Source organism: Micromonospora sp. BQ32 (assembly GCF_059358895.1).
Genome location: NZ_JCADBI010000009.1, coordinates 81,307 through 107,085, shown reverse-complemented (window position 1 = coordinate 107,085; position 25,779 = coordinate 81,307). Strand labels below are relative to the sequence as shown.

Annotated in this window: 28 protein-coding genes; 10 read left to right on the top strand and 18 right to left on the bottom strand. The window is 72.9% G+C overall.

The window, feature by feature from the left end; genetic code table 11:
- Positions 1-62: 62 nt before the first annotated feature.
- The 3 genes from gatC to ligA form a co-directional block, all read right to left on the bottom strand.
- Complete coding sequence (gatC, locus tag AC5L30_RS18690) at positions 63-368, bottom strand: Asp-tRNA(Asn)/Glu-tRNA(Gln) amidotransferase subunit GatC (RefSeq protein ID WP_238657840.1); 306 nt, start codon at positions 366-368, stop codon at positions 63-65.
- Between the two features lie 145 nt (positions 369-513).
- Positions 514-3,180, bottom strand: a complete 2,667-nt coding sequence (locus AC5L30_RS18685) for a putative bifunctional diguanylate cyclase/phosphodiesterase (protein ID WP_494868716.1) — start codon at positions 3,178-3,180, stop codon at positions 514-516.
- Positions 3,181-3,337: 157 nt separating this feature from the next.
- Entirely contained in the window at positions 3,338-5,473 is a 2,136-nt protein-coding gene (ligA, locus tag AC5L30_RS18680) for an NAD-dependent DNA ligase LigA (RefSeq protein ID WP_494868715.1), read from the bottom strand.
- A 226-nt stretch (positions 5,474-5,699) separates the two neighbouring features.
- Here ligA and AC5L30_RS18675 point away from each other — a divergent pair, with 226 nt between their 5' ends.
- Positions 5,700-6,236: a type II toxin-antitoxin system PemK/MazF family toxin gene (locus tag AC5L30_RS18675; RefSeq protein WP_494868714.1), complete on the top strand. Its 537-nt coding sequence runs from the start codon at positions 5,700-5,702 to the stop codon at positions 6,234-6,236.
- A 179-nt stretch (positions 6,237-6,415) separates the two neighbouring features.
- Here the strand turns inward: AC5L30_RS18675 and AC5L30_RS18670 are convergent, their stop codons facing one another.
- The 7 genes from AC5L30_RS18670 to AC5L30_RS18640 all read right to left on the bottom strand — a co-directional run bounded on the left by AC5L30_RS18670 (position 6,416) and on the right by AC5L30_RS18640 (position 12,995).
- The gene (locus AC5L30_RS18670) at positions 6,416-7,426 is read right to left on the bottom strand and encodes an ADP-ribosylglycohydrolase family protein (protein ID WP_494868713.1); all 1,011 of its coding nucleotides are present in this window, start codon (positions 7,424-7,426) and stop codon (positions 6,416-6,418) included.
- 102 nt (positions 7,427-7,528) lie between these two features.
- The gene (locus AC5L30_RS18665) at positions 7,529-7,894 is read right to left on the bottom strand and encodes a VOC family protein (protein ID WP_181539234.1); all 366 of its coding nucleotides are present in this window, start codon (positions 7,892-7,894) and stop codon (positions 7,529-7,531) included.
- A 36-nt stretch (positions 7,895-7,930) separates the two neighbouring features.
- Positions 7,931-8,935 carry a methionine synthase gene (locus AC5L30_RS18660; protein WP_494868712.1) on the bottom strand — a complete coding sequence of 335 codons (1,005 nt, stop codon included), beginning with the start codon at positions 8,933-8,935 and terminating at the stop codon, positions 7,931-7,933.
- A 37-nt stretch (positions 8,936-8,972) separates the two neighbouring features.
- On the bottom strand, positions 8,973-10,046 hold the full coding sequence (gene mnmA, locus AC5L30_RS18655) for a tRNA 2-thiouridine(34) synthase MnmA (RefSeq protein ID WP_494868711.1): 1,074 nt from the start codon (positions 10,044-10,046) through the stop codon (positions 8,973-8,975).
- 188 nt (positions 10,047-10,234) lie between these two features.
- Entirely contained in the window at positions 10,235-11,410 is a 1,176-nt protein-coding gene (locus tag AC5L30_RS18650) for a cysteine desulfurase family protein (RefSeq protein ID WP_494868710.1), read from the bottom strand.
- 104 nt (positions 11,411-11,514) lie between these two features.
- On the bottom strand, positions 11,515-12,168 hold the full coding sequence (locus tag AC5L30_RS18645; protein ID WP_494868708.1) for a class F sortase: 654 nt from the start codon (positions 12,166-12,168) through the stop codon (positions 11,515-11,517).
- The gene (locus tag AC5L30_RS18640; RefSeq protein WP_494868706.1) at positions 12,165-12,995 is read right to left on the bottom strand and encodes a DUF4397 domain-containing protein; all 831 of its coding nucleotides are present in this window, start codon (positions 12,993-12,995) and stop codon (positions 12,165-12,167) included. The genes AC5L30_RS18645 and AC5L30_RS18640 overlap by 4 nt, the downstream gene beginning before the upstream one ends.
- Before the next feature lie 230 nt (positions 12,996-13,225).
- Between AC5L30_RS18640 and AC5L30_RS18635 the strand changes: the two genes are divergently transcribed.
- Together AC5L30_RS18635 and AC5L30_RS18630 are read left to right on the top strand one after the other, a co-directional pair.
- Positions 13,226-13,828: an RNA polymerase sigma factor gene (locus AC5L30_RS18635; RefSeq protein ID WP_494868705.1), complete on the top strand. Its 603-nt coding sequence runs from the start codon at positions 13,226-13,228 to the stop codon at positions 13,826-13,828.
- Positions 13,782-14,615, top strand: a complete 834-nt coding sequence (locus AC5L30_RS18630) for an anti-sigma factor (protein WP_494868704.1) — start codon at positions 13,782-13,784, stop codon at positions 14,613-14,615. Before AC5L30_RS18635 ends, AC5L30_RS18630 begins: the two co-directional genes overlap by 47 nt.
- Before the next feature lie 95 nt (positions 14,616-14,710).
- On the opposite strand, the gene AC5L30_RS18625 is transcribed toward AC5L30_RS18630, so the two are convergent.
- The 4 genes from AC5L30_RS18625 to AC5L30_RS18610 all read right to left on the bottom strand — a co-directional run bounded on the left by AC5L30_RS18625 (position 14,711) and on the right by AC5L30_RS18610 (position 17,860).
- Positions 14,711-15,670 (bottom strand): electron transfer flavoprotein subunit alpha/FixB family protein, encoded by a 960-nt coding sequence (locus AC5L30_RS18625; protein ID WP_494868702.1) that lies wholly within the window; start codon positions 15,668-15,670, stop codon positions 14,711-14,713.
- 15 nt (positions 15,671-15,685) lie between these two features.
- A complete protein-coding gene (locus AC5L30_RS18620) occupies positions 15,686-16,465 on the bottom strand; it encodes an electron transfer flavoprotein subunit beta/FixA family protein (RefSeq protein ID WP_366613441.1) in 780 nt (259 codons plus the stop codon).
- A gap of 187 nt (positions 16,466-16,652) precedes the next feature.
- A complete protein-coding gene (locus AC5L30_RS18615; protein ID WP_210781064.1) occupies positions 16,653-17,066 on the bottom strand; it encodes a hypothetical protein in 414 nt (137 codons plus the stop codon).
- Entirely contained in the window at positions 17,063-17,860 is a 798-nt protein-coding gene (locus AC5L30_RS18610; protein ID WP_494868699.1) for a GNAT family N-acetyltransferase, read from the bottom strand. Before AC5L30_RS18610 ends, AC5L30_RS18615 begins: the two co-directional genes overlap by 4 nt.
- A gap of 42 nt (positions 17,861-17,902) precedes the next feature.
- On the opposite strand from AC5L30_RS18610, the gene AC5L30_RS18605 reads away from it, so the two are divergent.
- The 3 genes from AC5L30_RS18605 to AC5L30_RS18595 are packed head-to-tail and all read left to right on the top strand — an operon-like array spanning position 17,903 to position 19,032.
- Positions 17,903-18,295, top strand: coding sequence for a YidH family protein (locus tag AC5L30_RS18605; RefSeq protein WP_494868698.1), 393 nt, complete (start codon positions 17,903-17,905; stop codon positions 18,293-18,295).
- Positions 18,292-18,597: a DUF202 domain-containing protein gene (locus AC5L30_RS18600; RefSeq protein ID WP_494868696.1), complete on the top strand. Its 306-nt coding sequence runs from the start codon at positions 18,292-18,294 to the stop codon at positions 18,595-18,597. The genes AC5L30_RS18605 and AC5L30_RS18600 overlap by 4 nt, the downstream gene beginning before the upstream one ends.
- Before the next feature lie 27 nt (positions 18,598-18,624).
- On the top strand, positions 18,625-19,032 hold the full coding sequence (locus AC5L30_RS18595) for a PLD nuclease N-terminal domain-containing protein (protein ID WP_494868694.1): 408 nt from the start codon (positions 18,625-18,627) through the stop codon (positions 19,030-19,032).
- A 49-nt stretch (positions 19,033-19,081) separates the two neighbouring features.
- Here AC5L30_RS18595 and AC5L30_RS18590 read toward each other — a convergent pair whose 3' ends face one another.
- Both AC5L30_RS18590 and AC5L30_RS18585 read right to left on the bottom strand, forming a co-directional pair.
- A complete protein-coding gene (locus AC5L30_RS18590; protein WP_494868693.1) occupies positions 19,082-20,704 on the bottom strand; it encodes an acetolactate synthase in 1,623 nt (540 codons plus the stop codon).
- A gap of 121 nt (positions 20,705-20,825) precedes the next feature.
- Entirely contained in the window at positions 20,826-21,599 is a 774-nt protein-coding gene (locus AC5L30_RS18585) for an enoyl-CoA hydratase/isomerase family protein (protein WP_494868691.1), read from the bottom strand.
- Positions 21,600-21,697: 98 nt separating this feature from the next.
- Here AC5L30_RS18585 and AC5L30_RS18580 point away from each other — a divergent pair, with 98 nt between their 5' ends.
- From AC5L30_RS18580 to AC5L30_RS18565, 4 genes are all read left to right on the top strand, one after another.
- Complete coding sequence (locus AC5L30_RS18580; protein ID WP_494868690.1) at positions 21,698-22,177, top strand: DUF6232 family protein; 480 nt, start codon at positions 21,698-21,700, stop codon at positions 22,175-22,177.
- Positions 22,178-22,313: 136 nt separating this feature from the next.
- Positions 22,314-22,796 (top strand): DUF6232 family protein, encoded by a 483-nt coding sequence (locus AC5L30_RS18575; RefSeq protein WP_494868688.1) that lies wholly within the window; start codon positions 22,314-22,316, stop codon positions 22,794-22,796.
- Entirely contained in the window at positions 22,793-23,182 is a 390-nt protein-coding gene (locus tag AC5L30_RS18570) for a DoxX-related protein (protein WP_494868687.1), read from the top strand. The genes AC5L30_RS18575 and AC5L30_RS18570 overlap by 4 nt, the downstream gene beginning before the upstream one ends.
- 47 nt (positions 23,183-23,229) lie before the next feature.
- Positions 23,230-23,958 carry a hypothetical protein gene (locus tag AC5L30_RS18565; RefSeq protein ID WP_494868686.1) on the top strand — a complete coding sequence of 243 codons (729 nt, stop codon included), beginning with the start codon at positions 23,230-23,232 and terminating at the stop codon, positions 23,956-23,958.
- Positions 23,959-23,969: 11 nt separating this feature from the next.
- Here the strand turns inward: AC5L30_RS18565 and AC5L30_RS18560 are convergent, their stop codons facing one another.
- Complete coding sequence (locus tag AC5L30_RS18560) at positions 23,970-24,866, bottom strand: ribokinase (RefSeq protein WP_494868685.1); 897 nt, start codon at positions 24,864-24,866, stop codon at positions 23,970-23,972.
- A 23-nt stretch (positions 24,867-24,889) separates the two neighbouring features.
- A complete protein-coding gene (locus AC5L30_RS18555; RefSeq protein ID WP_494868684.1) occupies positions 24,890-25,732 on the bottom strand; it encodes an ABC transporter ATP-binding protein in 843 nt (280 codons plus the stop codon).
- Between the last annotated feature and the right edge of the window lie 47 nt (positions 25,733-25,779).

The following is a 25,779-nucleotide window of genomic DNA, read 5'->3' as shown; positions in this document are numbered from 1 at the left end:
TCGCTCCGCGACGCCATGAGGCACCACGGCGCTGCACTGCTGATTCGCTCGCTGGCGCTCGCTCATGAGGCCACATCCTCGCTCAGGATCCGCGGTACGCGGAACCGCTGGTCCTCGGCGTCGGGCGCGCCCGACAGCGCTTCCTCCGGGGTCAGGCACGGCGTGACGACGTCCTCGCGGAAGATGTTGGTCAGCGGCACCGAGTGCGAGGTCGGCGGGATGTCCGCGGCGGCGACCTCGCCGACCTGGGCGACCGCCTGGAGGATCACGTCGAGCTGGCCGGCGAACGTGTCCAGCTCCTCCTCGGTGACGGCGAGCCGCGACAGGCGCGCCAGGTGCGCGACCTCCTCGCGGGAGATGGCGGCCATCCGTGCCCCCTTCTGAATTCCTGCTGGTCGGGCGATGTGCCGGCCGCGCGACAGGTGGAGCGTGACACGCGGTGACCGGAGCGAGTCTATTGTTCCGCTCCGGTGCCGCGTCCCCGACTCCCCCTCCGGCGGCCCTCGTGCCGGGTCAGCGGGTGGGGCGGCGAGCGACATCCGGCTGTGGGAGCCCGCCGGTCGGGCGGACCGGCCGGTACCGGGCGAGCCAGGTGACCAACTCCTCGGCCGGCATCGGCCGGGCGTAGAACCAGCCCTGAGCGGCATCGCAGCCGGCGGCGTGCAGCATCCGCCAGGTCCGTTCGTCCTCGACACCCTCGGCGACCACCCGCAGCCCCAGCGCGCCGGCCAGCTCGATCATCGATCGGACGATCGCCGCGTCGTCGGCGTCGTCGGCCATGCCGAGGACGAACGACCGGTCCACCTTCACCTCGGACAGCGGCAGGCGGCGCAGATGCTGGAGGGAGGAGTAGCCGGTGCCGAAGTCGTCCAGCGCGATGGCCACCCCGATCCGGTGCAGCCGGGAGATGGTGGCCAGCACCCGACGCGGGTCGGCCATCAACGCGCCCTCGGTGATCTCGACCTGAAGCCGTTCGGCCGGCACCCCGTGGCGGGCCAGCCGGTCGGCGATCTGGTCGGCGATCTCACCGGTGTGCAGGTCACGCACGCTCACGTTCAGCGCCGCGCGCAGACCGATGCCGGCCGCCGACCACCTGGCGAGCTGCTCCACCACGTCGTCGACGACACGACGGGTGAGCAACCGCATCACGGCGCTCTGCTCGGCGACCCGGATGAGTTCCTCCGGGTCGACCATGCCCCGCCGGGGGTGCCGCCACCGCAGCAGCGCCTCGACGCCGACCACCTCGCCGGTCGCGATGGCGATCTGGGGCTGGTAGTACATGGTGATCTCCCCGGCGTCGTCGGCCGGCTCGTCTTCCGGGTGCGCCCACCCGGTCGGTTCGAGTGGCTGCCCAGGGGTACCCGGCCCGACGTCCCGCCGCGCCCCGGTGTGACCCTTGCCCACCGCGCTCCCGTTCGCGGACCGCCGGCCGTTCCCGCCCCCGGCGCGCCGCTCGCGGGCCGGGCCGGAACGGGTGCCGGCGACCGTGGCACGGGCGTTGCGGCCCCGGATCGGGTCGGCTCCGGTGGCGATCCGGTTGATCAGCTCATCGGAGTGCACCAGCCCGGCGTCGGTGCGCCGACGGCGTGCCCACCACCGGGGAGCGCCCGGCGGTGCCGTGGCGACCGCCGGCGCCGCGTCCGCCGCTGGCGCGGACCGGCCCGACGCCGCGCTGGGCAGCGCGCTCTCGGCCGGCGCCCCGGTGGGAAGCGCCGCCCCGTCACCGCCGCGCACCTCCCCCGTCGCGACAAGGGGTACGTCGGCCGTCCGCTCGGCGTCGCCCGGCACACCGTGCCGGCCGTCCCCGTCCGGCTGCGCCGCCGCGCCCCGACCCTGACCTGCCTGCTCGGCCTCAAGCGGAGCCTCGGCCGATGGGCTGGCCTCCAGTACGCGGCGCAGGTCGGCGAGGAGACCGAGTCGCTCGGCCGAGTTGTGGTCGGACTCCGGGGCGTACACGGCCACCGTGTCGTTGCGGTGCTTGGCGTCGTACATCGCCACGTCGGCGTGGCGCATCAGGGTGGCGAAGTCCTCGCCGTGCTCGGGGAAGAGGGCAATGCCGATGGACCCGCCCACGTCCAGCGGCAGCCCGTCGAGCGGCACCGGCTCGGCCAGCGCCTGGACCACCCGGTCGGCCAACTCCCGCGCCTGACCGACGTCGGTCAGCCCGGTCATCACGATGGCGAACTCGTCACCGCCGAGCCGGGCGATCATCTGTGGTCGGGGCTGCATGTTGGTGAGCCGGGCACTCACCTCGACCAACAGCCGGTCGCCCACGGCGTGCCCGAGGGCGTCGTTGACGTTCTTGAACCGGTCCAGGTCGATCAGCAGGAGCGCGAGCTGCCCGTCGGGTTCACCGCGGGCGGTCCGCTCGGCATGCAGGTGCACCTGCTCCGCCACCTCGGTCAGCAGGGCCTTGCGGTTGGGCAGCCCGGTCAGCGGGTCGGCGGCGGCGAGATGCTGCTGTTCGTTGGTCAGCCGCGCCATCCGGTAGACGGCGAAGAGCGGCACCAGCACCAGCGGGATCAGCGCGGCGCTGACCCGCGCCGCGGCGACCAGCACCGGGGCGAGCAGCAGCAGTGAGCCGGTGGAGAGCAACTCGAAGCCGAGGCCCTGGCGGACGGTGGGCCACCAGCGGTCTCCGAAACGCAGCCGCACCGCCCAGCTGACCAACCCGTAGTTGACGACGAACCAGGCCAGCGCGGCCCCGCCGACGGCGGCCACCTCGGTCCAGTGCAGCCGCCCACCGGAGAAGATGGTGCCCGAGCCGAGCTGGATCACCCCGTACGCGGCGGCGAGCGCGCACGCGTACTGGCCGACGTTGAACGCCGTGCGCCAGGCGGCGTGCCGCATCCGCCAGCCGGACACGACCACACCCACCGCCTGCACCACCACCGCCGGGCCGAGACCCCAGCCGAGCAGGATCGCGAAGGTGAAGCAGGTGGACGGGAACACCGCCGACGTCTGCCGGCGCCCCGGTGGAACGAACGGGCGCGCGTCGCAGACCACGGCGAGCGCGGCCATCGTCCAGAACGCCACCGGCAACTGGGACAACTCGCCGGGGAGCGTCGCGAGTGGAACGGCAGCGGTCAGCGCGGCGACCGCGAGGATGCCGGCGACGAAGGCGGCGAACGGTGCGACCCGTCCCGCAGGAAGCGAGTTGCGTGGGTCGGCGACCTCCACCACACCTCCCGACCGACCATCGGCGTGCCGGTGCGCGCGCCGTGACCCAATGAAACGCCCTCGGCCCCCAGTTTCCCGGTATGACAGTCACGAATCGGTCGTAGTCGTAATTAAGTTGGTATACGCGGCCAGTCGCCGTGGCCGGCCGCCGGCGGGGTCACCCGCCCAGCTGAGCGACCCCCCGGGCGGCGTCCGGGCCGGCGTCCAACAGGAGGCGGAACCCGTCCTCGTCGAGCACCGGCACCTTGAGACTGGCGGCCTTGTCGGCCTTCGACCCGGGGTTATCCCCCACCACCACGAAGCTCGTCTTCTTGGAGACCGACCCGCTGACCTTGCCGCCCCGGCTCTGCACGGCCTCGGCAGCCTGGTCGCGCGAGAAGCCGGCGAGGGTGCCGGTCACCACCACGGTCAACCCCTCCAACGGGCGCGGCCCCTCGTCGACCGCCTCCTCAGCCATCCGTACGCCGGCCTCGGCCCACTTGCGGACCACCTCGCGGTGCCAGTCCACCGCGAACCACTCCCGGATGCTGGCCGCGATGGTCGGCCCGACCCCGTCGACCGAGGACAACTCCTCCTCGGTGGCCGCGTCGATGGCGTCCATCGAGCGGAAGTGCCGGGCGAGGGCCTGGGCCGCGGTCGGGCCGACGTGCCGGATGGAGAGCGCCACCAGCACCCGCCACAGGTCCCGTTCCCGGGCGACGGCGAGATTGTCCAGCAACTTGGTGGCGTTGCTGCCCAGGCTGCCGTCCTTGTTGACGAAGAACGGCGACCGGGACAACTGCTCGGCGTCGAGGTGGAAGAGATCGCCCTCGTCGCTGATGATCTCCGCGTCGAGCAGGGCGGCCGCGCCCTTGTAACCGAGCACCTCGATGTCGAACGCGCCCCGGCCGGCGAGGTGGAACACCCGCTCCCGCAGCTGCGCCGGGCAGCTGCGGGTGTTGGGGCAACGGATGTCGACGTCGCCCTCCTTGGACGGCGCGAGCGGGGTGCCGCAGGCGGGGCAACTGGTCGGCATGACGAACGGCCGGGCATCGGCGGGCCGCAGGTCGACCACCGGGCCGAGCACCTCGGGAATCACGTCGCCGGCCTTGCGCAGCACCACCGTGTCGCCGATCAGCACCCCCTTGCGCTCCACCTCGCGGGCGTTGTGCAGGGTGGCGAGCGCGACGGTGGAACCGGCCACGCGCACCGGCTCGAGCACCGCGAACGGGGTGACCCGGCCGGTACGCCCCACGTTGACGTCGATGTCGAGCAGCTTGGTGGTGACCTCCTCCGGCGGGTACTTGAAGGCGATCGCCCAGCGCGGGGCCCGACTGGTCGACCCGAGCCGGCCCTGGATGGAAACCGGGTCGACCTTGACCACCACGCCGTCGATCTCGTGCTCGACGTCGTGCCGGTGCTCGGCGTAGTAGGCGATGAACTCCGCCACGCCGGCCAGATCCGGGACGACCCTCCACCGGTCGCTGGTCGGCAACCCCCACGACTTCAGGGCCGCGTACGACTCGGACTGCGCCGTGGGCTGGAACCCACGGCGGGCGCCGATGCCGTGCACCACCAGCCGCAGCGGCCGGGTGGCGGTGATCCGTGGATCCTTCTGTCGCAGGCTGCCGGCGGCGGCGTTGCGGGGGTTGGCGAAGGGCGCCTTGCCCTGCTCCACCAGACCGGCGTTGAGATCGGCGAACGCGGCGATCGGGAAGTAGATCTCGCCACGGACCTCCACCAGCTCGGGAATGTCCGGGAATTCGGCGGACGGGGCGAGCTGACCGGGCACGTCCCGGATGCTGCGCACGTTTGCGGTGACGTCCTCGCCGGTGCGCCCGTCGCCCCGGGTGGCGGCCCGGACCAGCCGGCCGTTCTCGTAGGTCAGGTTGATCGCCAGCCCGTCGACCTTCAGCTCGCACAGGTAGGGCACCGGGCCGCCCGCGTCCCGTTCGACCCGGTCGGCCCAGGCCGCCAACTCCTCGTCGGCGAAGGCGTTGTCGAGCGAGAGCATCCGTTCGGCATGGGTGACCGGGGTGAAGTCGGTGGAGAACGTGCCGCCCACCCGCTGGGTCGGCGAATCGGGCGTCCGCAGCGCCGGAAACTCCTCCTCCAGTGCCTCCAACTCGCGCAACTGCCGGTCGAAGTCGGCGTCGGGGATGGTCGGCGCGTCCAGGACGTAGTAGCGGTACTGATGCTCGGTCAACTCCTGGCTGAGCGCGGCATGCCGCTCCCGGGCCTGCGGCGTCGGCTCAGCCCCGGCCGCCGCCTCCTGCGCCGGGCTGACCTGCTGACCGATCTGCTCCTCGGACACACCGCCACCTTCGGACACGCCTGCGACCTCCCTGATCACGCTACTCCGGCACGGTATCGGGCCGGTGGGACAATCCGTCGCCCGCCCGCGCCCGGAGCGACCTCGCCCTCAGCCGCATCCAGGCAGTGGGGCGGCCTCGGGCATGGTTGGCGGGCGGCCCGGACCGCGGCGTGCGAGGATCGCCGGACGATGGCGGCCCCTGGGCTGCCGAAAGACGGAGGTACGGATGCCCGAGGCAGTGCTCTGGGCGGTGGCGATCGTGCTGGCGGTGGCCGCCGGCTGGGCGTGGAACAGTTGGCGGCACCGGGTGGCCAACCGACGTCCGGGCACCCGGCCGGGTCGGGGCAGCACCGGCGGCCGTCGTCCCGCCCCGCCACGGCCCCGTGGCGGCGAACGGCCGTCGACCACACCCCGCTCGCGCGACACCGACCGGCACGACGCCACCCCGGCGCCCGGTGAGATCTGGTGGGCCGACGTGCCGTACGCCGACGGCACCGGGTCGAAGGTGCGCCCGTGTCTGGTGCTGCGCGCCGACTCCCGGGGCGCCGACGTCCTGAAGATCACCAGCCAGGACAAGAGCGACCGGGACGACCACGTCCGGATTCCCACCCGGGACTGGGACCCGGGCGCGGAGCACGACAGCTACCTCAGCCTCACCGAGCCGATCCGACTCAGCTCGGCCGCCTTCGCCGACCACGCCGGCCGCTGCGACGCCGACCTGTGGCGAAAAGTCCGCAGCCTGCGCCACCTCCCCACCCCCTGACCACCCTCGGTCACCCCGGGGCCACCCTCGACCGCCTTCGTGGCCGCTCGCCGACCATGATCGACTCGCCTTCCTGAAAGTCGCGGTGTTCTGAAGTCCCGGACACCCCGGTTTTCAAAACCCCGAGTCGATCAAGCCGGACCAGGCCAGGGCCGGACCAGGCCAGACACGGACCAGGGTCAGTCCCAGGCCGCGCCGAGCGTGGCCAACTGGTCCGCGTACTCGATGCGGTTGGCCCACTCGCGCGGCCAGGCGGTCATGCCGACGGCCGCGCCCACGAAGGCGCCGGCCAGGGCGGCGATCGAGTCGGAGTCGCCGGCGGTGGTCGCGCCCCGAGCCAGCGCCGCGACCGGATCATCGGCGTGGCGTACGGCGCAGAGAAGCGCGGTGGCCAGCGCCTCCTCGGCCACCCAGCCCTCCCCGGTGGCCTGACACGGGTCACCGCCGTCGTCCGGCCGCGTGAGGGTGTCGGTCAGTCGGCTCAGCACCGCCAGGCACTCGTCCCAGCCCTGGGCGATGAAGTCCTGCGGAGAACCGAAACCGGCGCGCTGCCAGAGGTCTCCCAGCCACTGCTCCCGGTAGACGAGGCGCTGGGACAGTGCTCGCTCGGTGAGCAGCGCGGGAAGTTCGGGCAGCGAGGCACCCGCGCGCAGCGCGAAGACCGCGTACGCGGTGAGTTCGCTGGCGGCCAGCCCGGTCGGGTGGCCGTGGGTCAGCCCGGCCTGCAACTGGGCCAACCCGGCGAGCGTGTCGAGGTCCGTGTCGAGCAACCCGACCGGGGTGACCCGCATGTTGGCCCCGCAGCCCTTCGAGCCGACCACTGTCGCCTCCTGCCAGCGCACCCCACGGCTCAGTTCGGCGCAGGCGCGCAGGCAGGTCATCCCCGGGGCACGGTTGTTGTCCGGGCTGACCGCCCAGGCCAGGAAACGGCGCCGCAGCAGCGGCTCCACCGCCTCCGGGGTGCACGACGGCGCCTCGTGCAGCGCCCAACCCACCGCCAGCGCCATCTGGGTGTCGTCGGTGACCAGCGCCGGCTCGCCGGACAGCTCACAGGGACCGGCCGGGCCGTACCGGCGCTCGATCTCGGCGACGGTCAGGAACTCGGTCGGCTTACCCAGCGCGTCACCGTAGGCGAGGCCGAAGAGCGAACCGGAGGCGCGCAGCGCGGAGGTATGGATCACGGCGGCCATGATGCCCGGCCGCCGCAACCCACGGCGGGCTCAGCGGGTTTCGGAAGTGCTGGCGCGACCTGCGCCGAGCCCAGGCGCGACCGCCACTTCCGAAAGCCGCTCCTAGTCCCAGCAGAGGCAGAACGGGTGGCCGGCCGGGTCGGCGTAGACCCGGAAGCCCTCGCCCTCACCCGGCAGCCGCCGGGCACCCAGCGCGAGCGCCGCCTTCTCGGCGGCCTCGATGTCGTCCACCGTCACGTCGAGGTGGAACTGCTGTGGGCGCTCGGGATCCGGCCAGGCGGGCGGGCGCAGGTTGAGCGCCTGTTGGAAGGCGAGGCGCGGCTGATGGCCGGGCGGACCGCCCAGCACCACCCAGTCGTCATCGGAGTCGCCCTCGGCGAGCGGTACGCCGAGCAGCTCGGCGTAGAACGCCGCCAACGCCCGTGGGTCCGGGCAGTCGATCACCACTGAACGCAGCTGTCCAATCATGACCGTCATCCTGCCCACCGGGTACGACAGGAAACCTCAGTCCTCGGCGAAGCGCCGGCCGGCGTCCCGGCACGCGGCGAGCACCGCCCGGGCGTACTGCGGGGTCGCGCCGGCGAGGCCGCAGGCCGGGGTGACCACCACCTGCTCGGCGAGCTGCCGACGGGGAAAGCCGAGCCGGTCCCAGAGCTGGCGTACCCGATCGGCGATCTGTGCGGAGGTCGGCGCGCCACCGGCCGACGGCGGTCGGGTCGGCGCGGCCCCGGCCAACAACCCGAGGCCGGCGTCGAGCGCCTCGCCCAGCGGGTCGAGCTTGGTGACCAGGTCCAGGTCGAGGGCGACCGCGACGGCGCCGGTGGAGCGGATCAGCTCCAGCGGCACGTCCGGGGCGCAGCAGTGCACCAGGGTCGGCACGCCGACCGCCTCGACGATCGTGCGCAGCAGGGCGGCGGCGTCCACCGACTCGACCGCCCGGTACGCGCCCAGCCCGCTCTCGGTCGGCACCCGCCCGGCCAACACGGTCGGCAGTGACGGTTCGTCCAGTTGCAGCAGCACCGACGCCTGAGGCAACCGGCGGGCGACCGCCGCGACGTGCGCGCGCAGCCCTTCGGCGAGGGAGCCGGTCAGGTCGCGGACCGCGCCGGGATCGCGCAACAGTCGGCCACCGATCGGCAACTCCAGGGAGGCGGCCAGCGTGAGCGGGCCGGCGGCCTGCACCTTGATCGGCCCGGCGTACCCCTCGGCCTGCTCGGCGAGCTGGTCCAGGTCGCGTTCCATCAGGTCCCGGGCCCGGCGCAGGTCGCGGCCGGGGCGGGGGGCGACCCGCCACCGCCCCGCGTACACCTCGACGGGCAGCTCGACGAGCAGCCCGGCGGACCGGCCGATCATGTCCGCGCCGGGGCCACGGGCCGGCAACTCGGGCAGGTGGGGCAGCTCGGGAAGCTCACCGAGGACCACCCGCTGGGCCTCGCCGATGTCGGTGCCGGGCAGCGAACCAATTCCGGTTGCCGCGCCGGCCGGCCAGGGCCACGCCTGATCTGTCACGGGCGAAGGTTATCCCGCGAACACCCGGGCCGTGCGGTCAGCCGGTGATGGTTGCGGAGCCGAGGACCACGTCGCCGGCCGGGTCCGGTCGGTACGCCACCACGGCCTGACCGGCGGCGACGCCGCGTACCGGTCGGCGCAGCTCGGCGTGCAGTCGGTCACCGTCGAGGGCGACGGTCGCCGGCACCACGTCGCCGTGCGCGCGCAACTGCACCTCGCACTCGACCGGCGCGTCCGGGCGTGCGCCGCCGGTCCAGACCGGACGTACGGCGTGCACGTCGGACACCTCCAGCGCCTCGGCCGGGCCGACGGTCACCGTGTTGGTCTTCGGGGTGATGGAGAGCACGTAACGCGGCCGGCCGTCCGGGGCGGGCCGGTCCAGGTGCAACCCGCGCCGCTGCCCCACCGTGTACGCGTACGCGCCGCTGTGACTGCCGACCACCGCGCCGGTGGAGGCGTCCACCACGTCGCCGGGCGCCTCACCGAGCCGGCCGGCCAGGAAGCCGCGGGTGTCCCCGTCGGCGATGAAGCAGATGTCGTGCGAGTCCGGCTTGTCGGCCACCGCCAGGCCACGCTCGGCGGCCTCCGCGCGGACCTGCGCCTTGGTCGAGTCGCCGAGCGGGAAGATCGACCGGTTGAGCTGCTCGCGGGTGAGCACGGCGAGCACGTACGACTGGTCCTTGGCGAGGTCGACGCTGCGCCGCAGCAGCCCGTCCGCGCCGAGGCGGGCGTGGTGCCCGGTCACCACCGCGTCGAAGCCCAGGGCCACCGCCCGGTCCAGCACCGCCGCGAACTTGATCTTCTCGTTGCAGCGCAGGCAGGGGTTCGGCGTCCGGCCGGCGGCGTACTCGGCCACGAAGTCGTCGACCACGTCCTCGTGGAAGCGGTCGGCCATGTCCCACACGTAGAACGGGATGCCGATCACGTCGGCCGCCCGCCGGGCGTCCCGGGAGTCCTCCAGGGTGCAGCAGCCGCGCGCGCCGGTCCGATAGGTCTGTGGGTTACGGGCCAGCGCCAGGTGCACGCCGGTCACGTCGTGCCCGGCCGCCACCGCCCGCGCCGCCGCCACGGCCGAGTCAACCCCACCCGACATCGCCGCCAGAACCCTCACCGACCCACTCCCTTTCCCCGTCCCCGCGACAACCCTATCCACCAGCCCCGAAAACCCCCGAGACCCGCGCCCTGCCCCGCCCACCCGCCCGCGCGATCTTGCAGTTTCTGCGGTGACATATGCCGCAGAAGGCGCGAAGGGCCAACCGAAAGTGCAAGATCGCGGGGGTCAGCGAGGGCCAGCGGGGGTCAGCGGGGGGTGCGGAGGGCGGCGGCTCGGCGGGCTCGGTCGACCGCTGCCGGGAGGGCTGCGATGAGGGCGTCGATGTCGGCCTGGGTGCTGGTGTGGCCCAGGGTGAAGCGCAACGAGGAGCGGGCGCGGTCGTCGTCGGCGCCCATCGCGAGCAGCACGTGCGAGGGTTGGGCCACCCCGGCCGAGCAGGCCGAGCCGGTCGAGCAGGCAATCCCCTGCGCGTCGAGCAGGAGCAGCAGCGCGTCGCCCTCGCAGCCGGGGAAGGAGAAGTGCGCGTTGCCGGGCAGCCGGTCGGTCGGGTCACCGTTGTAGATCACCTCGGGCACCGCCTGGCGAACCCGCTCGATCAGGTCGTCACGCAGTGCGGCCACTCGGCCCGCGTACTCCTGCTGGCCCTTCACGGCCGTCTCCACGGCGACCGCGAAGGCCACGATGCCGGCGGTGTCCAGGGTGCCGGAGCGGATGTCGCGTTCCTGGCCGCCGCCGTGCAGCAGCGGCGTGGCCGGCACGTCCCGGGCGAGCAGCAGCGCGCCCACCCCGGTCGGGCCGCCCAACTTGTGCCCGGTGACGGTCAACGCGGCCACCCCGCTGGCGCCGAAGTCGACGGGCACCTGACCGACCGCCTGGATGGCGTCGGTGTGGAAGGGCACGCCGTGTTCGGCGGCGACGGCGGCCAGCTCGGCCACCGGCTGGACGGTGCCCACCTCGTTGTTCGCCCACATCGCGGTGACCACGGCCACCTGGTCGGCGTGCGCGGTCAACTCGGCGCGCAGGGCCTGCGGGTCGAGCCGACCGGCGGCGTCCACCGGCAGCCAGCCGACCTCGGCGCCCTCGTGCTGGGCCAGCCAGTCGACCGCGTCCAGCACCGCGTGGTGCTCGACCGCGCTGGAGACCACCCGGCGGCGGTCAGGGCCGGTGCCCCGGCGGGCCCAGAAGATGCCCTTGACCGCGAGGTTGTCGCTCTCCGTGCCACCACCCGTGAAGATCACCTCAGAGGGTCGGGCGCCCAGCACCGCGGCCACCCGCTCGCGGGACTCTTCGACCCGGCGGCGGGCACGGCGGCCCGCCGCGTGCAGGGAGGACGCGTTGCCGACCTCGCGGGCGGTGGCGACGTACGCCTCCAGTGCCTCGTCGAGCATCGGAGTCGTCGCCGCGTGATCCAGGTAAGCCATCGTCGTTCAGCGTACGGCCGACGCCTTGGGGACCGGATGCCGGAGGGGACCGCACGCAACGGCCGGGGTGGCGCTCCACCCCGGCCGGATGCGCGCGGACCTGGTCAGGCGGGCACCGCGGTGACGACGATGTTGTCGCGGTACCTGCGCGCCTTGGCGTCGAACGGCCCACCACAGGTGATCAGGGTCAGCCGCGGCTTGCCGTCGCGGGCGAAGTACCGGTCCAGCGGGATCTTGGTCTTGGCGTACTCCTCCCGGGCGACGACCCGGTAGCGCCGAGCCTCACCGTCGCTGCCGGTCGCGGTCAGGGTGTCGCCCTGGTCCAGCTCACGCAGCCGGAAGAACGCCCCCTTGCCCTGCTTGGCGCTGTCCACGTGACCGGCGATGACCACCGAGCCGACCTCCGCCTCCAGGCCGGGGCCGTAGCGGTACCAACCGATCTGGTCGACGCTCGGCGGCACCTCGAACTCGTTGGTCCGCTCGTTGATGCCGACCGCGTTGACGGTGGCGGTGACGCCGATCTCCGGGATCAGCAGCCGTACCGGCGGGATGATCTTCGCGTCGGCGGGCAGCTCACCGGCGGTCACCGGCACCGACGGGGCGCTGGCGGCGGTCGGCGCGGGACTGGCCAGCGTGCTCGCCTCGTCGGCACCCACGGTCCCGGCCGGCTGGGCGGCGCACGCCACCAGCGCGGCGACGGTGAGCGCGGCAACGCCGGCGGCCAGGGCCGCCAGCGCGCCGCGGTTGCGCACCGTCACTTGCGGCCGGTCCGCGCGGTCGCCATCCGCACCCCACCACCAAGCAGCAGGAGTACGCCGGCACCGGTGAGCACGTACCACCAGGTGTCCACGCCCGTGCCGGCCTGACCGCCGTCACCGCTGGGCACGCCGCCCGGGGCGGAGTGCAGACCGGTGATGGTCTGGGCCACCACGTCGAGCGTCTTGCCCTCGGCGGAGCCGATCGCGTAGACGATCGTGGCGGTGCCCTCCTTGAGGTTGAGGTCCGCCGGGCCGATGGCCACGGTGTCGGTGCCGGCCAGCACCACGTCCGCCTTCACGTTGCCCGCGTCGACGTCGCCCTTGGCCTCGTTCGGGTTGGTGAGGTCCTCGAAGTCCGGGGTGCCACCGGCGCGGACGTCGACCGCCGGGGCGGCGGCGGTGTGCCGGACGATCAGCCGGGCCTTGCCGGCGTCGACCTTCGAGACGTCGTTCACGAACGGGGTGATCTTCGGCTGGCCGGCGGCGTCGAGGTGGGCCGCGATACTGATGTTCGCACCGCCCGGCACCGCGGCATTGTCGACTGTGAGGATCGCGCTGCCGACCGGCTCGCCCGGCTTGGTGAGCGCGATGTCGTAGTCGCCCTCCTCCAGGTTCAGCGGGCCGGCCACGTCGCCGGGCTTGAAGTTGTCCAGCGTCTTCTTGCCGTTGACGTAGACGTCGACCGGGGTGTCTGGGATGCCGTGCACGACGGAGACCTTCGACGTGGCGGCGTACGCGGGGCTGGCGGTGAGGGCACCGACGCCGGCGAAGGCCAGCGCGGCGACCGCGCCGCCCGCGGCGACCCGACGGAAGTACGAGAGCTGCATGTCTGCCTCCTGATATTTGGTGCTGATTCGTCAGGCCTGGCTTGCAGAACGGGTTACGCCGGCTCTCGGACGGGCGGATGCGCCCCGGAGGCACTTTTCTTTTTCGGCCCCGCCTGCATCCGGAGCGGGTTCGGGGGACGAAGAGCTGGTGAGATGACATCGACCGGGGAAGTGGGGCGGAGACTGTGGCAGCTACAGTCGGGCATGCCCCATCGAAGGCGAGCCGCCCGATGACGGCGCTACGGCAGGAACCGGACCCTCCGGTGGACGACCTCGACCGCAGGTTCCGCGCCGGCGACGACGTGGCGCTGCGCGAGGCGTACGACCGCTACGGTCGTGCCGTGCTCCACCTGGCCACGTCCATGCTGGCGAACCGCAGCGACGCCGAGGACGTCACCCAGGCGACGTTCGTCGCCGCCTGGCTGGGCCGCGACACGTTCGATCCGGCCAAGGGGTCGCTGATCGGTTGGCTGCTCGGCATCGGCCGGCGGAAGGTGATCGACCGGATGCGCGCCTCGGCCCGGGAGACCCGGGTGGTGGAGACTGTCCGGCAGCTGCCCGAGCCGGCGCAGACCGGCCCGGACCCGGACCGCGTGGTGGACCGGTTGGTGATCGCCGACGAGCTGGCTCGCCTTCCGGACGACCAGCGACGGATGCTGGAGTTGGCCTTCTACGACGACCTGACACACCAGCAGATAGCTACGGTGACCGGCGTGCCGTTGGGCACCGTGAAGAGTCACATCCGACGCGGCATGGCGAGCTTGAAACGCAGATGGGAGGTGGACGGTGCAGCACCTGGACCACGACCGGCTGGTATTTCTGGCGCTCGGTGAGAGCGAGGCGGACAACGGGGAGAGCACCCACCTCGGCACCTGCGCGCTCTGCCGGGCGGAGGTGGCGACCCTCCAGCAGGTGGCGGGGCTCGGCGTCGAGACGCAGGGCCTGGCCGATCTGCCCGACCCGCCGGAGCACGTCTGGCTGGGCATCGTCGCCCAGGTCAGGGCGGCGGAGGCTCAGCCGGCACAGACTGAGACCCGTCCGCAGCAGGTCCCGGGCCAGGCCGTCGGCACTCCGGCCGAGCAGACCAACGACACGATGACCAGGCAGGCCACCGGCACGACGGCCGAGTCGACGGTCACCCGGCTGGACTCGGCGCGCCGGTCCCGTCGGGGCTCCGGCTGGTCGCGCTGGGCGGCCACTGCCGTGACCGCGGCGGCCGCCGCGGCGGTCGGCGTGGTAGGCACCGTCTCGGTGCTCCGACCGGACGATCCGACGCCCACCCCGACGCCGGTGGTGGTGGCGAGCGCGCCGCTGGCGGCGTACGGGGCGACGCCGCCGACGGCCAAGGGAGACGCCCGCGTTCTCCAGGACGGCCAACTACATCTGCATGTGGCGAATCTCCCGAGCGTCCCGGGGTACTACGAGGTCTGGCTCATCAATCCGACGACGATGGAGATGTTCTCGGTCGGCACCCTCGGGGGCGGCCCGGACGCTCTGCTACCCCTGCCCCCGAATGTCGACCTCAAGAGCTACTCGGTGGTCGACGTCTCCGCCGAGCAGTACGACAACAACACCCGCCACTCCGGCGACAGCCTGCTGAGGGGCACCCTGACGGGCTGATCGGCGGGCCGGCTCAGCTCCCCGGCTCGCCGATCAGCTCCCCACATGGCAGTGGCCGCCCGTGCGAACGGGCGGCCACTGTCCTGTCGCAGGGATCACTTGCGCTTGCGGATCTCCTCGGCGGCCTGCGGGACGATCTTGAACAGGTCGCCCACCACTCCGAAGTCGGCCAGCTCGAAGATCGGTGCCTCGCCGTCCTTGTTGACCGCGACGATGGTCTTCGAGGTCTGCATGCCGGCCCGGTGCTGGATGGCACCGGAGATGCCGAGGGCGACGTAGAGCTGCGGGGAGACCGTCTTGCCGGTCTGGCCCACCTGGAACTGGTGCGGGTAGAAGCCGGAGTCGACGGCCGCCCGGGACGCGCCGACGGCGCCGCCGAGCAGGTCGGCCAACTCCTCGACCAGCTTGAAGTTGTCGGCGTTGCCGACGCCCCGGCCGCCGGAGACGACCACGCCGGCCTCGGTGAGCTCGGGGCGGGAGCCCTTCTGCTCGGCGACCCGCTCGACGACCTTGGCCAGCTTGTCGGTGTCGGTGACCGACACACTGAGCTGCTCGATCGCCGGGGTGGCCGCCGCCGGGGCGGGGGTGACCGAGTTGGGCCGGACGGTGACCAGCGGCAGGCCCTTGGTGACCTTGGACTTGACGATGGTGGAGCCGGCGAAGGCGACCTGGGTCGCGGTGCCGTCGGCGTCCAGGCCGACCACGTCGGTCAGGATGCCGTTGTCGAGCTTGACGGCGAGCCGGGCGGCGATCTCCTTGCCCTCCTGGGCCGACGCCAGCAGCACGGCGGCCGGCTGCACCCGCTTGACCAACTCGGCCAGCACGGTCGCCTTGGGGGCCACCAGGTAGCCGTCGATCTCGTCACCCTCGGCGGCGTAGATCTTCTCCGCGCCGTACTCGCCCAGCTTGCCGCTCAGCGCCTCGGCGGCGCCAGCGCCGCCGAACACCACCGCGCTCGGGGTACCCAGCTCGCGCGCGAGGGTGAGCATTTCCAGGGTGACCTTCTTGACGCCGAATTCCTTGGTGGCTTCGACGACGACGAGAACCTCAGACATGTCAGAACCCCCCTCTCACACGAACTTCTCGGTGGCGAGGAACTCGACCAGCTTGACGCCGCCCTCGCCCTCATCAGTGATCTTGGCGCCGCCGGAGCGCGGGGGGCGCTTGGTGTGCTCGACGACGGCGCTGGTGGCGCCGTCGAAGCCCACCTCGTCGGCCGCGACCCCGAGGTCGGCCAGCGAGAGCGTCTGCACCGGCTTCTTCTTGGCGGCCATGATGCCCTTGAAGGAGGGGTAGCGCGGCTCGTTGATGGTGTCCCAGACGGAGACCACGGCCGGGGTGGCGGCGGTGACCACCTCGTAGCCCTCCTCGGTCTGCCGCTCGACGGTCAGCGTCGCGCCGTCGACGGTGAGCTTGCGGGCACCGGTGAGCGCCGCGACGCCCAGCCGCTCGGCGATCATGTGCGGCATGACCTGGACCCGACCGTCGGTGGACTCGGCACCGCAGATGACCAGGTCGGCACCGAGCTGACCGAGCGCGGCGGCGAGCACCTTCGAGGTGGCGACGGCGCACGAGCCGTGCAGGGCGTCGTCCAGCACGTGCACGGCCTTGTCGGGGCCCATGGAGAGCGCCTTACGGATCGACTCGGTCGCCCGGTCCGGACCCATCGTCAGGATGGTGACCTCACCACCGTGCGCCTCCTTGATCTTCAGCGCCTCCTCGATGGCGTACTCGTCCATCTCGTTGATCACGTTGTTCGCCGAACCGCGGTCGACGGTGTTGTCGTCATTGCGCAGGTTGCGGTCCGCGCCCGAATCAGGCACCTGCTTGACGAGTACGACGATGTTCATCGCGCTTCGACGACCCTCCTGTGTGGTGTTGCGATTCGCTCGCCCGGTCTGGGGCGCAGCGTCGCGCGTCGGTCGACGCCAGGTCAACCGAGGGCGGTTGTGCAGTTGCCCACGGCGCAATGTTACCTGCCAGTAGGTTGCGCTCCGGCAGCACTCAGAGTGACACAGCTCACCGACCCGCGGCCGGTCAGGCCGGCTCGGCCAACGCGACCCGGATCTGGTCGATGGCCGCTGCCTCGGCGGGCGCCACCCCGTCGTGCGCCCGGGCCACCTGGTCCGCCGCGGCCAACACCAGCTCGCGGTACGCGTCCACGTCCCGTGGGGACTTCTCCCGCAGGATCCGCACCGCCTGCCCCAGCGCCGGCAGCACCACCGACTCGATCTCCAGCTGCGAGTCCCGGGGAAGTCGCGGCAGCGGGCCGGTGGTCAGCGCCTCCTTGACCGTGCCACTGGCGTCGGCCAGCGCGCCGGACGCGGCGATGCTCTCCCGGATCACCCCCAGGACTCCCGGGTCGGCGTTGGAGACCAGGAAGACGGCGCCGAAGGCACCGGTCTTGAGGGTCAGCCGCTCCTCGTCCGTCAACCGCTGCTCCATGATCACGGAGTGTAGACGTACGGGGTGGTGGTGGTGATCGGGACAAGGCCGAGTCGCTCCAGGATCGGCCGGCTGTCCTCCGACGCGTCGACCTGCAACAGCGTCCGGCCCCGCTGATCGGCCAGCCGGGCCCGGTAGGTGACCAGCGCCCGGTAGATGCCCTTGCGACGCCACTGCGGCAGGGTGGACCCACCCCACAGGGTGGCGAAGCCGGTGTTCGGTGGGAAGCGCACCCAGCCGGCGCTCACCACCGTCGCGTCCGCCTCGGCCACCACCACGGTGATCGAGTGCGGGTCGGCGTCGATCTCCTTGGCCAGGCCCCACACCAGGTGCGAGCGGTCCTCCTGCCAGACCTCCTCCTCCATGGCGGCGATCCGCTCCAGGTCCTCCCGGGAGGTCACCTCACGCAGGCGTACCCCCTCGGGGGCGACCGGCAGCGCGGCGGCCAGCGGCGCGACCGGGCCGACCACGACGGTCTCCCGGTCCTCCGGCACGAAGCCGGCGGCGCGCAGCCGGTCCGCCAGGTCCGCCGGTTCGTCGTGCTCGTTGAGCTTCCACTCGACCGACTGGCCACGCTCGCGGAACAGCTGCACCTGCCGGGCGATCAGCTCGTCCAGCGCGTCACCGGTCAACCCACCCAGGTCGCGGTAGGTGAGGAACCCTCCGGAGTCGAGCCCGAGGATCCGGACCAGCGGCCCGTCCCGCTCCACCGTGACCCCGGCCGGAACCGGGTCGGGGATCTCCGGGCGGAGTTGGTTGTCGTAGGCGGTCCGCAGCGTCTGTACGTCGAGATCAGTCACCGGCCCAGGCTAAGCGGGAGGGGAAGCGGATAATCTCCCACTGTGTGGGAGGCGATCAGGCGGTGGTTCGACCCGGCGGAGCTGGGCTCGGTCGGTGAGACGCCGGACTACCGGTTCTCCCTGGCCAACGAACGGACCTTCCTCGCCTGGCTGCGCACCGGGTTGGCGCTGGTCGGAGGCGGGTTGGCCGCCGCGCAGTTCCTGCCACCGCTGCCGATGAGCCACCTGCGGGAAGTGATCGCGGTGGCGCTGCTGCTGCTCGGCGCGGCGGTCGCGATCCGCGCGGTGGACCACTGGGCGCGTACCGAGCGGGCCATCCGGCTCGGTCAGGAGCTGCCCGCGTCCCGATTCCCCGCCGTCCTGGCGCTCGCCGTCGGCGTCGGCGCGTTGCTGCTGGTGGTCGCCGTCCTGATGCGGGCGGTCGGCGGGCGGTGAGCGCCGGACGCGACCCGGGGCTGCAACCGGAGCGGACCCGGCTGGCCTGGCGGCGCACCCTGCTCACGATGACCGTGGTGACCGTGCTCGCCGTCCGGTTGGCGTCGACGGGCGACCCGGCCGGTGCGCTGATCGCCGGCGGGACCGTGCTGGTGTGGGGCGCCCTGCTGGTGCTCTGCTGGCCCCGTGGCACCGGCACCGGTCCGGCCCGCACCGGCGGCCGGACGCTGCCCCTGGTCACGGCGGGCACGGTGGTGCTGGCGTTACTGGGAGTGCTGCTGGTGCTGCGCGGACTTCGGTGACGCGCGTCGGTGCGCCATGATGGGTGGATGGCCCGGCTTGGCGTACTCCTCTTCCTGGTGCAGATTGTCCTCGCCGTCTGCGCGCTCATCAGCTGTCTCTCCGCCGAGGAGGGCAAGATCCGCGCCCTCCCCCGGATCGCCTGGGTGCTGATCATCTTGTTCTTCCCGCTGGTCGGCTCGATCGCCTGGTTCATCGTCGGCCGGGAGCCCAGCCCGTCTGCCCGCAAGGGCTGGCCGGGCGGCGGCGAGCGGCAGCGCCCCCGGCCGGTCGCCCCGGACGACGACCCGGAGTTCCTGCGCTCCGTGCAGGAACGCGCCCAGCAGCAGGACCAGGAGCTCTTCCGGCGCTGGGAGGAAGACCTGCGGCGACGCGAGGACGACCTGCGCCGCCGCGACGGTGAGCCGCCGCGTGAGGGCGACCGGCCGGAGGTGTGAGCGCGCCGCCGCCGCCGGGCGCAGGGGCGACGGCGGCGGCGGGTGCGACTCAGGCCAGGTTCGACGACCGGGGGTACGCGTCGGTCGGGTCGGTGAGCACGTTCACCAGGTACGGCACTCCGGAGTCGAACGCGCGCTGGAGGGCCGGGCCCAGGTCGGCCGCCTTGGCGACCGTCTCCCCCGCCCCGCCGAGCGCGCTGACCACCGTGTCGTAGCGCAGCTCCGGCTGGAGGTCGGCGGCCACGTCGTAGCCGTACATGGCCCGCATCGGGTGTTTCTCCAGCCCCCAGATGCCGTTGTTGCCGACGACGATCACCACCGGCAGCTTCTGGCGGACCAGCGACTCGACGTCCATCAGCGAGAAGCCGGCCGCGCCGTCGCCCATCAGCACGCAGATCTGCCGGTCCGGGTGACTGACCCGGGCGCCCATCGCGTAACCCATGCCGGTGCCCAGGCAGCCGTACGGGCCCGGGTCCAGCCAGGTGCCGGGCTGGGCCGGCTCCAGGTACCGCCCGGCGTACGACACGAAGTCGCCGCCGTCGCCGATGGTGATCGCGTCCGGGGCGAGCGCCCGACGCAGTTCGCCGTAGATCCGGGCCGGGCGGATCGGGTCGGTCTCGGCGGCCATCTCCGCGGCGTCCCGAGCCTTCGCCGCGTCCTCGGCGACGCGCAGGTCGGCGATCCAGTCGGCGTGGTCGGCCCGGTCACCGGAGTGGTCGGCCAGCGCGGAGAGGATCAGGCGCAGGTCGCCGGTGGGGGCGACGGCCGGCTGCACGTGCGTCGCCCGCTGGCTGGGCGCGTCGACGATGTGCACCACCTTGGCCTCACCGAAGTCACCGAAGCTGAGCCGGAAGTCCAGCGGGGTGCCCACCACCACGACCACGTCGGCGCCGGAGAGCGCGGCCCGGCGGGCCTTGGCGAACGCGAGCGGGTGCTCCGGCGGGAGCGAGCCGCGACCCATGCCGTTGGTGAATACCGGCACCTGCAACGCCTCGGCCGCCTCGCGCAGCGCGGCGACCGCATCACCCGCGTACACGTCGGAGCCGGCGATGATGACCGGCCGCTGCGCACCGGCGATGAGCAGCGCGGCGCGTCCGACCTCCTCCGGGTCCGGCGCGATCGGGTCGACACCCGTCACGGTGGGCAGCTCGGCCTCGGCGACCGAGAAGACCGTCTCCAGCGGAAAGTCGAGGAAGGCCGGGCCGCGGTGCGGGGTGAGCGCGGCGTGCAGCGCCGCACCCACCGCACGCGGGATGTCGTCGGTGCTGAACACCGTCTCGGCGTGCTTGGTGACCGGGGCGACCAGCGGCAGGTGGTCCATCTCCTGGAGGCTGCCGGAGCCCCAGCGGAACGCGGGCGCGCGGCCCCCGAGCACCAGCACCGGCGAGGCGTTGAAGAACGCGCTGGTCATGCCGGAGATGCCGTTGGTGACGCCGGGCCCGGCGGTGAGCACGGCGAGGCCGGGGCGGCGCTGGAGCTTGGCCACCGCCTCGGCGGCGAAGACCGCGGACTGCTCGTGCCGGACGTCGTAGATCGGGAAGTCGGTCTTGTACGCGGCGTCGTAGAGCGGGAAGACGTGCCCGCCGGACAGCGTGAACATCTCCCGTACGCCGTGCGCGCGTAGTGCCGCGAGCGCCAACTCGCCGCCGTGACCCTCGATCCGCTCCGTCATGTCGCTCCCATCGTCCGTGGCCGGGATCACAGGTTACCGGCCAGTCACTTGGCCCTTCGACCGTGGCCCCGGCCACTGGACGTTGCCGAGGTCAACGGCCGTCGAGCCGGGGAGCGACGGATCAACGGCCGGTGAAGCCCGGCTTGCGCTTCTCGACGAAGGCAGCCATGCCCTCCCGCCGGTCGTCGGTGGCGAACAGCGCCGCGAAGAGCTGACTCTCCCAGGCCAGGCCCGAGTTCAGATCCATGTCCAGGCCGCCGTCGACGGCCAGCTTCGCCGCGCGCAGCGCCTGCACCGGCCCGGTCAGGTACGGCGTGATCAGCGCGACGGCCGCGTCGTACACCTCGGCGGCCGGGGCGACCCGGTCGGCCAGGCCGATCCGCAGCGCCTCCTGCGCGTCCACCATCCGCCCCGACATGATCAGGTCCTTGGCCCGGGCCGGGCCGACCAGACGGGCCAACCGCTGGGTGCCGCCCGCACCCGGGATGATGCCCAGCTTGATCTCCGGCTGGCCCAGCTTGGCGTCCTCGGCAACCACCCGCCAGTCACAGGCCAACGCCAGCTCACAGCCACCACCGAGGGCGTACCCGGTGATCGCGGCGACCACCGGCTTGGGGATCCGGGCGATCGCGCCGAGCGCGCTGGACAGGTTCGCGGCCCGGTCGGCCATGTCCACGTAGGACATCTCGGCCATCTGCTTGATGTCCGCGCCGGCCGCGAAGACCTTCTCCCCGCCGTACACGATGACGGCGCGGACCTCGGGATCGGCGGTGGCCGCCGCGGCGGCGGCGCGCAACTCCTCCTGCACCTGGGTGTTGAGCGCGTTCATCGGCGGCCGCTCCAGCCGGATCGTGCCGATGCCGTCCTTGGTCTCCAGCCGAACGAACTCGCCCACGCTGCCCTCACTTCCTCGTCGAAGTCGCGTGCCAACCTTACGACCCGGCTCGTTTGGGTAAGTAGTGTGGTGTCAGCCCCGTGGGCGGGAGTCCAGCCATGATCACGTATTACGACGACAGGTCGGTGCAGGTCACCTCCAGCACCGTCCGCGTCGACGGTCGCAGCTACGCGCTGGCCGACATCACCATGATCTGGCACCGCCGGGGCACCCGTTCCTGGCGGGTGCTGGTGGGGAGGGGTGCCATCGGCGCCGCGCTCGCCGGTCCACTGGTCGCGGCGGTGCTGGGCATCGGCGTGGCCGTGTGGCTGCACCGCTCACCCACCGTGACGATCGCGATCGTCGGCGCGTCGGTGCTGGTCGGATTGGCCGTCGGCCCGGTCGCCGACTTCCTCTTCGAACACCTGGACCGCTCGTACGCGCGGGGCAGCCGCCAACTGGAGATCTGGGCCCGTTGGCGGGGCCAACCGGTGCGGCTGCTGCGCACCGGTGACGCGCTACGTTTCGGGCAGATCTACCGGGCGGTGCAGCGCGCGGTCGAGCACGGCCAACCGGCCCGCCCCGGCAACCGCCGCTAGCCACCCTGCTTTCTTCCACGCCGCACCACCCCAGCCTTGAACGGCCCCGTCGGATGCGACGAAGGCCGAGCGACGAGGGCCGAGAGAGCCGAGCTCCGAGGCAGGCGGGTTTGCCTGACGGTGGTTAGGCTTAGTGATGACCCTCTATTACCGGGACGACGCGGTGCAGGTGACCTCCGAGTCGATCCGGGCGGGCGGGCACGTGATCGCCCTGTCCGACGTGACGTTCGTCTGGCACGACCGGGGGCCGAAGACCCTCGCCGTACGCGGCCGTGTGCTGGGGCGCGGTGTCCTGGTCCTGCTGCTCTCGCTGCCGCCGCTGGTCGCCGTGGTCTGCGTGGTGTCACTGGCGTGGTCTGCTCAGGACCGGGGCAACTGGCAGCTGGCGCTGATCATCCTGGCCGCCTGCGCGGTGGGGGCGCTCGCGCTGGCACCGTTTTTGGAGATCCCCCTCGGCTGGCTGGACCGCTCCTACGAACGTGGCAGCCACGTGCACGAGCTGTGGGTGCAGCACCACGGTCGGGAGGATCTGCTGGTGCGCACCCCGGACGCGCTACGGTTCGGGCAAATCTACCGGGCCGTGCAGCGCGCCGTCGAACAGCAGGGGGACCATCGATGACCACCCGTCGCGGCGAGGCCGTCGCCCTGGCCGGCCTGCTCGCCGCGGCCGGCGTCACCCACCTGCTGCGCCCCGGTGTCTACGACCCGATCGTGCCGCGCGCGTTGCCCGGCCCGGCCCGTTTCTGGACGTACGCCAGCGGGGTGGCCGAGCTGGCGGTGGCGGCGGCGGTGGCACGACCGTCCACCCGGGCGGCCGGCGGTCGGGCGGCCGCCGCCCTCTTCGTCGCCGTCCTACCGGCGAACGTGAAGATGGCCGTGGACTGGCGGCACCGACGCCCGACGAAGCGGGCCATCGCCTACGGTCGGGTGCCGTTGCAGGTGCCGCTGATCTGGTGGGCGCTGCGGGTTGCCCGCGCAGACGCCGGCGGCCGGCGCTCACGCTGACCGGCTCCGTCGGGCGGTTATGGCGCGGCCGACGCACACTTGACCCCATGGCGATTCCCCTCCCCACCCCGGCCGCCGTGGTCGGCCTGACCCGCTCCGCTCTCGACCAGGCGCTCGGCTCGGCCGCCTCGATGGCCGCCGTGCCCGCCCGCGCGTTCGCGGTGCTGGACGGGGTGGAGGCGCTGCTGGCCCGGATCAACGGCGTGGTCGACCGGATCGAGACGACCCTGGACCGGACCGACCAGGTGCTCACCGACGCCGAGGTGGCCGTCCGCGAGGTTGCTGTCATCAGCGCCGCCGCGACCACCGCCATCGACACCGCCACCGAGGTGGCCACCGCCGCCGCCGTGGTGGTCGCCGAGGCCGACCGGGTCTCCCGGGCGGCGGGCACCGTGGTCGCCGCTGCCGACCGGGTCGCGGGCCGCGCCACCGCCACCGTGGGCACCGCGACGGAGGCCGCCGCCACGGCGGCCGAGCTGCTGGCGGCGTACGAGCCGGCGCTGCGCCGGGCCGCGCCGATGGCCGGGCGGTTCGTCGAGGAGCTGAGTCACGAGGAGATCAGCGCGGCCATCCACCTGATCGACGAGCTGCCCAAACTCAAGGAACACCTGACGGCGGACATCCTGCCGATCCTGGCCACCCTGGACCGGGTCGGGCCCGACCTGCACGACCTGCTCGACGTGACCCGCGACCTCAAGCTCGCCGTGGCCGGCATCCCCGGGCTGGGCATGCTGCGCCGACGCGGCGAGAAGCTCGCCGACGAGCCCGTCGGCTGAGCAGGCGGCGGTCAGCCCGGTACGTACAGTTCGTCGATCTCGGCGCGTTGCGGAAGCGCCACCGAGGCGCCGAGCTTGCGGACGCAGGCAGCGCCGGCCGCCGACGCCCAGCGCACCGCGTCGACCAGGTCGCGCCCCTCGCCCCAGCCGACGGCCAGCGCGGCGGTGAACGCGTCACCGGCGGCGGTGGAGTCGACCACGTCGACCCGTACCGCCGGCACGTGCACCTCGGCGCCGTCCCGGTCGACGTACCAGGCGCCCTCACCGCCGAGGGTGAGCACGGCCCGAGGGGTCAGGTCGAGCAGCGCGCGGGGCTCCTCCCGGCCTCGACCGGCGAGGGCCTGCGCCTCGCCCTCGTTGACGACCAGCAGGTCCACGGCGGCGAGCAGTTCGGGCGGGAGGTCCCGGGCCGGGGCGGCGTTCAGGATGACCCTGGTGCCGGCCTCGCGGGCGGCCACCGCGGCGGCGGTCACGGTCGGCACCGGGATCTCCAGTTGGGCGACCAGGACGTCCGCCCCGCGGACCGTGGCCAGCTCCTCCTCGGTGAGGCCGACCAGGGCGTCGTTCGCGCCGGGGGTGACCACGATGGCGTTCTCCCCCTGGACGTTGACCATCACCAGCGCCACCCCGGAGGCGCCGTAGACCACGCGCAGCTGACTGGTGTCCACGCCGGCCGCGGTGATGCGGGCCTTGAGGGTGACGCCGAAGGCGTCCGAGCCGATCGCGCCGAGGAAGGCACAGGAGGCGCCGGCCCGGGCCGCGGCCACGGCCTGGTTGGCGCCCTTGCCGCCGGGCACCATCACGAAGTCGGTGCCGAGCATGGTCTCGCCCTGTCGCGGCAGCGCGGGTGCCATCGCGACCAGGTCCATGTTGGCGCTGCCCACCACGGCAACCCGGGTCTGCGGCACGGTCGGCTCCGCCTTTCCGACGCTCAGGCGGCGCGAGCCGTGAAGCGGCCGCCCGACCGCTCGACCACCAGTGGCAGCCCGAAGGTCTTGGAGAGGTTGTCACCGGTCAGCGTCTCGGCGAGCAGGCCCTGAGCGACCACCCCACCCTCGCGCAGCAGCAGCGCGTGGGTGAACCCGGGCGGAATCTCCTCGACGTGGTGGGTGACCAGCACCATCGCCGGGGCGTCCGGGTCGTGCGCCAGCTCGGCCAGTCGGGCGACCAGGTCTTCCCGGCCACCCAGGTCGAGCCCGGCGGCGGGCTCGTCGAGCAGCAGCAGCTCCGGGTCGGTCATCAGGGCACGGGCGATCTGCACCCGCTTGCGCTCACCCTCGGAGAGCGTGCCGTAGCGGCGTTCGGCGAGGCCACCGACGCCGAGTTGACTCAGCAGTGCCAGCGCCCGCGCCTCGTCGCCACGGTCGTAGTTCTCCCGCCAGCGGCCGACCACCGACCAGGCGGCGGTCACCACCACATCGCTGACCCGCTCGTCGGCGGGCAGTCGCTCGGCGACCGCGGCGGTGGTGAGCCCGATCCGGGTACGCAGCTCGTTGACGTCGGTGCGCCCGATCCGCTCGCCGAGCACGTGCGCGACACCCGTGGTGGGGTGCAGCCGGCCGGCGGCGAGGTTGAGCAGTGTGGTCTTGCCGGCGCCGTTGGAGCCGAGCACGACCCACCGCTCGTCCAGTTCGACGCGCCAGGTCAGGTCCTGTAGGAGGGCGGTGCCAGAGCGGCGTACGCCAACGCCGTCGAGGCTGACCACCAGATCCGGGTCCACGAAAGCGGCGGCAGGCGCGGCGCCGGCAGCGCCGGGGATCAGGTCACCAGTCACCGCTCCATCCAACCACGCAGCGCCGGGGTGCCCCCCATGGGCGGCAC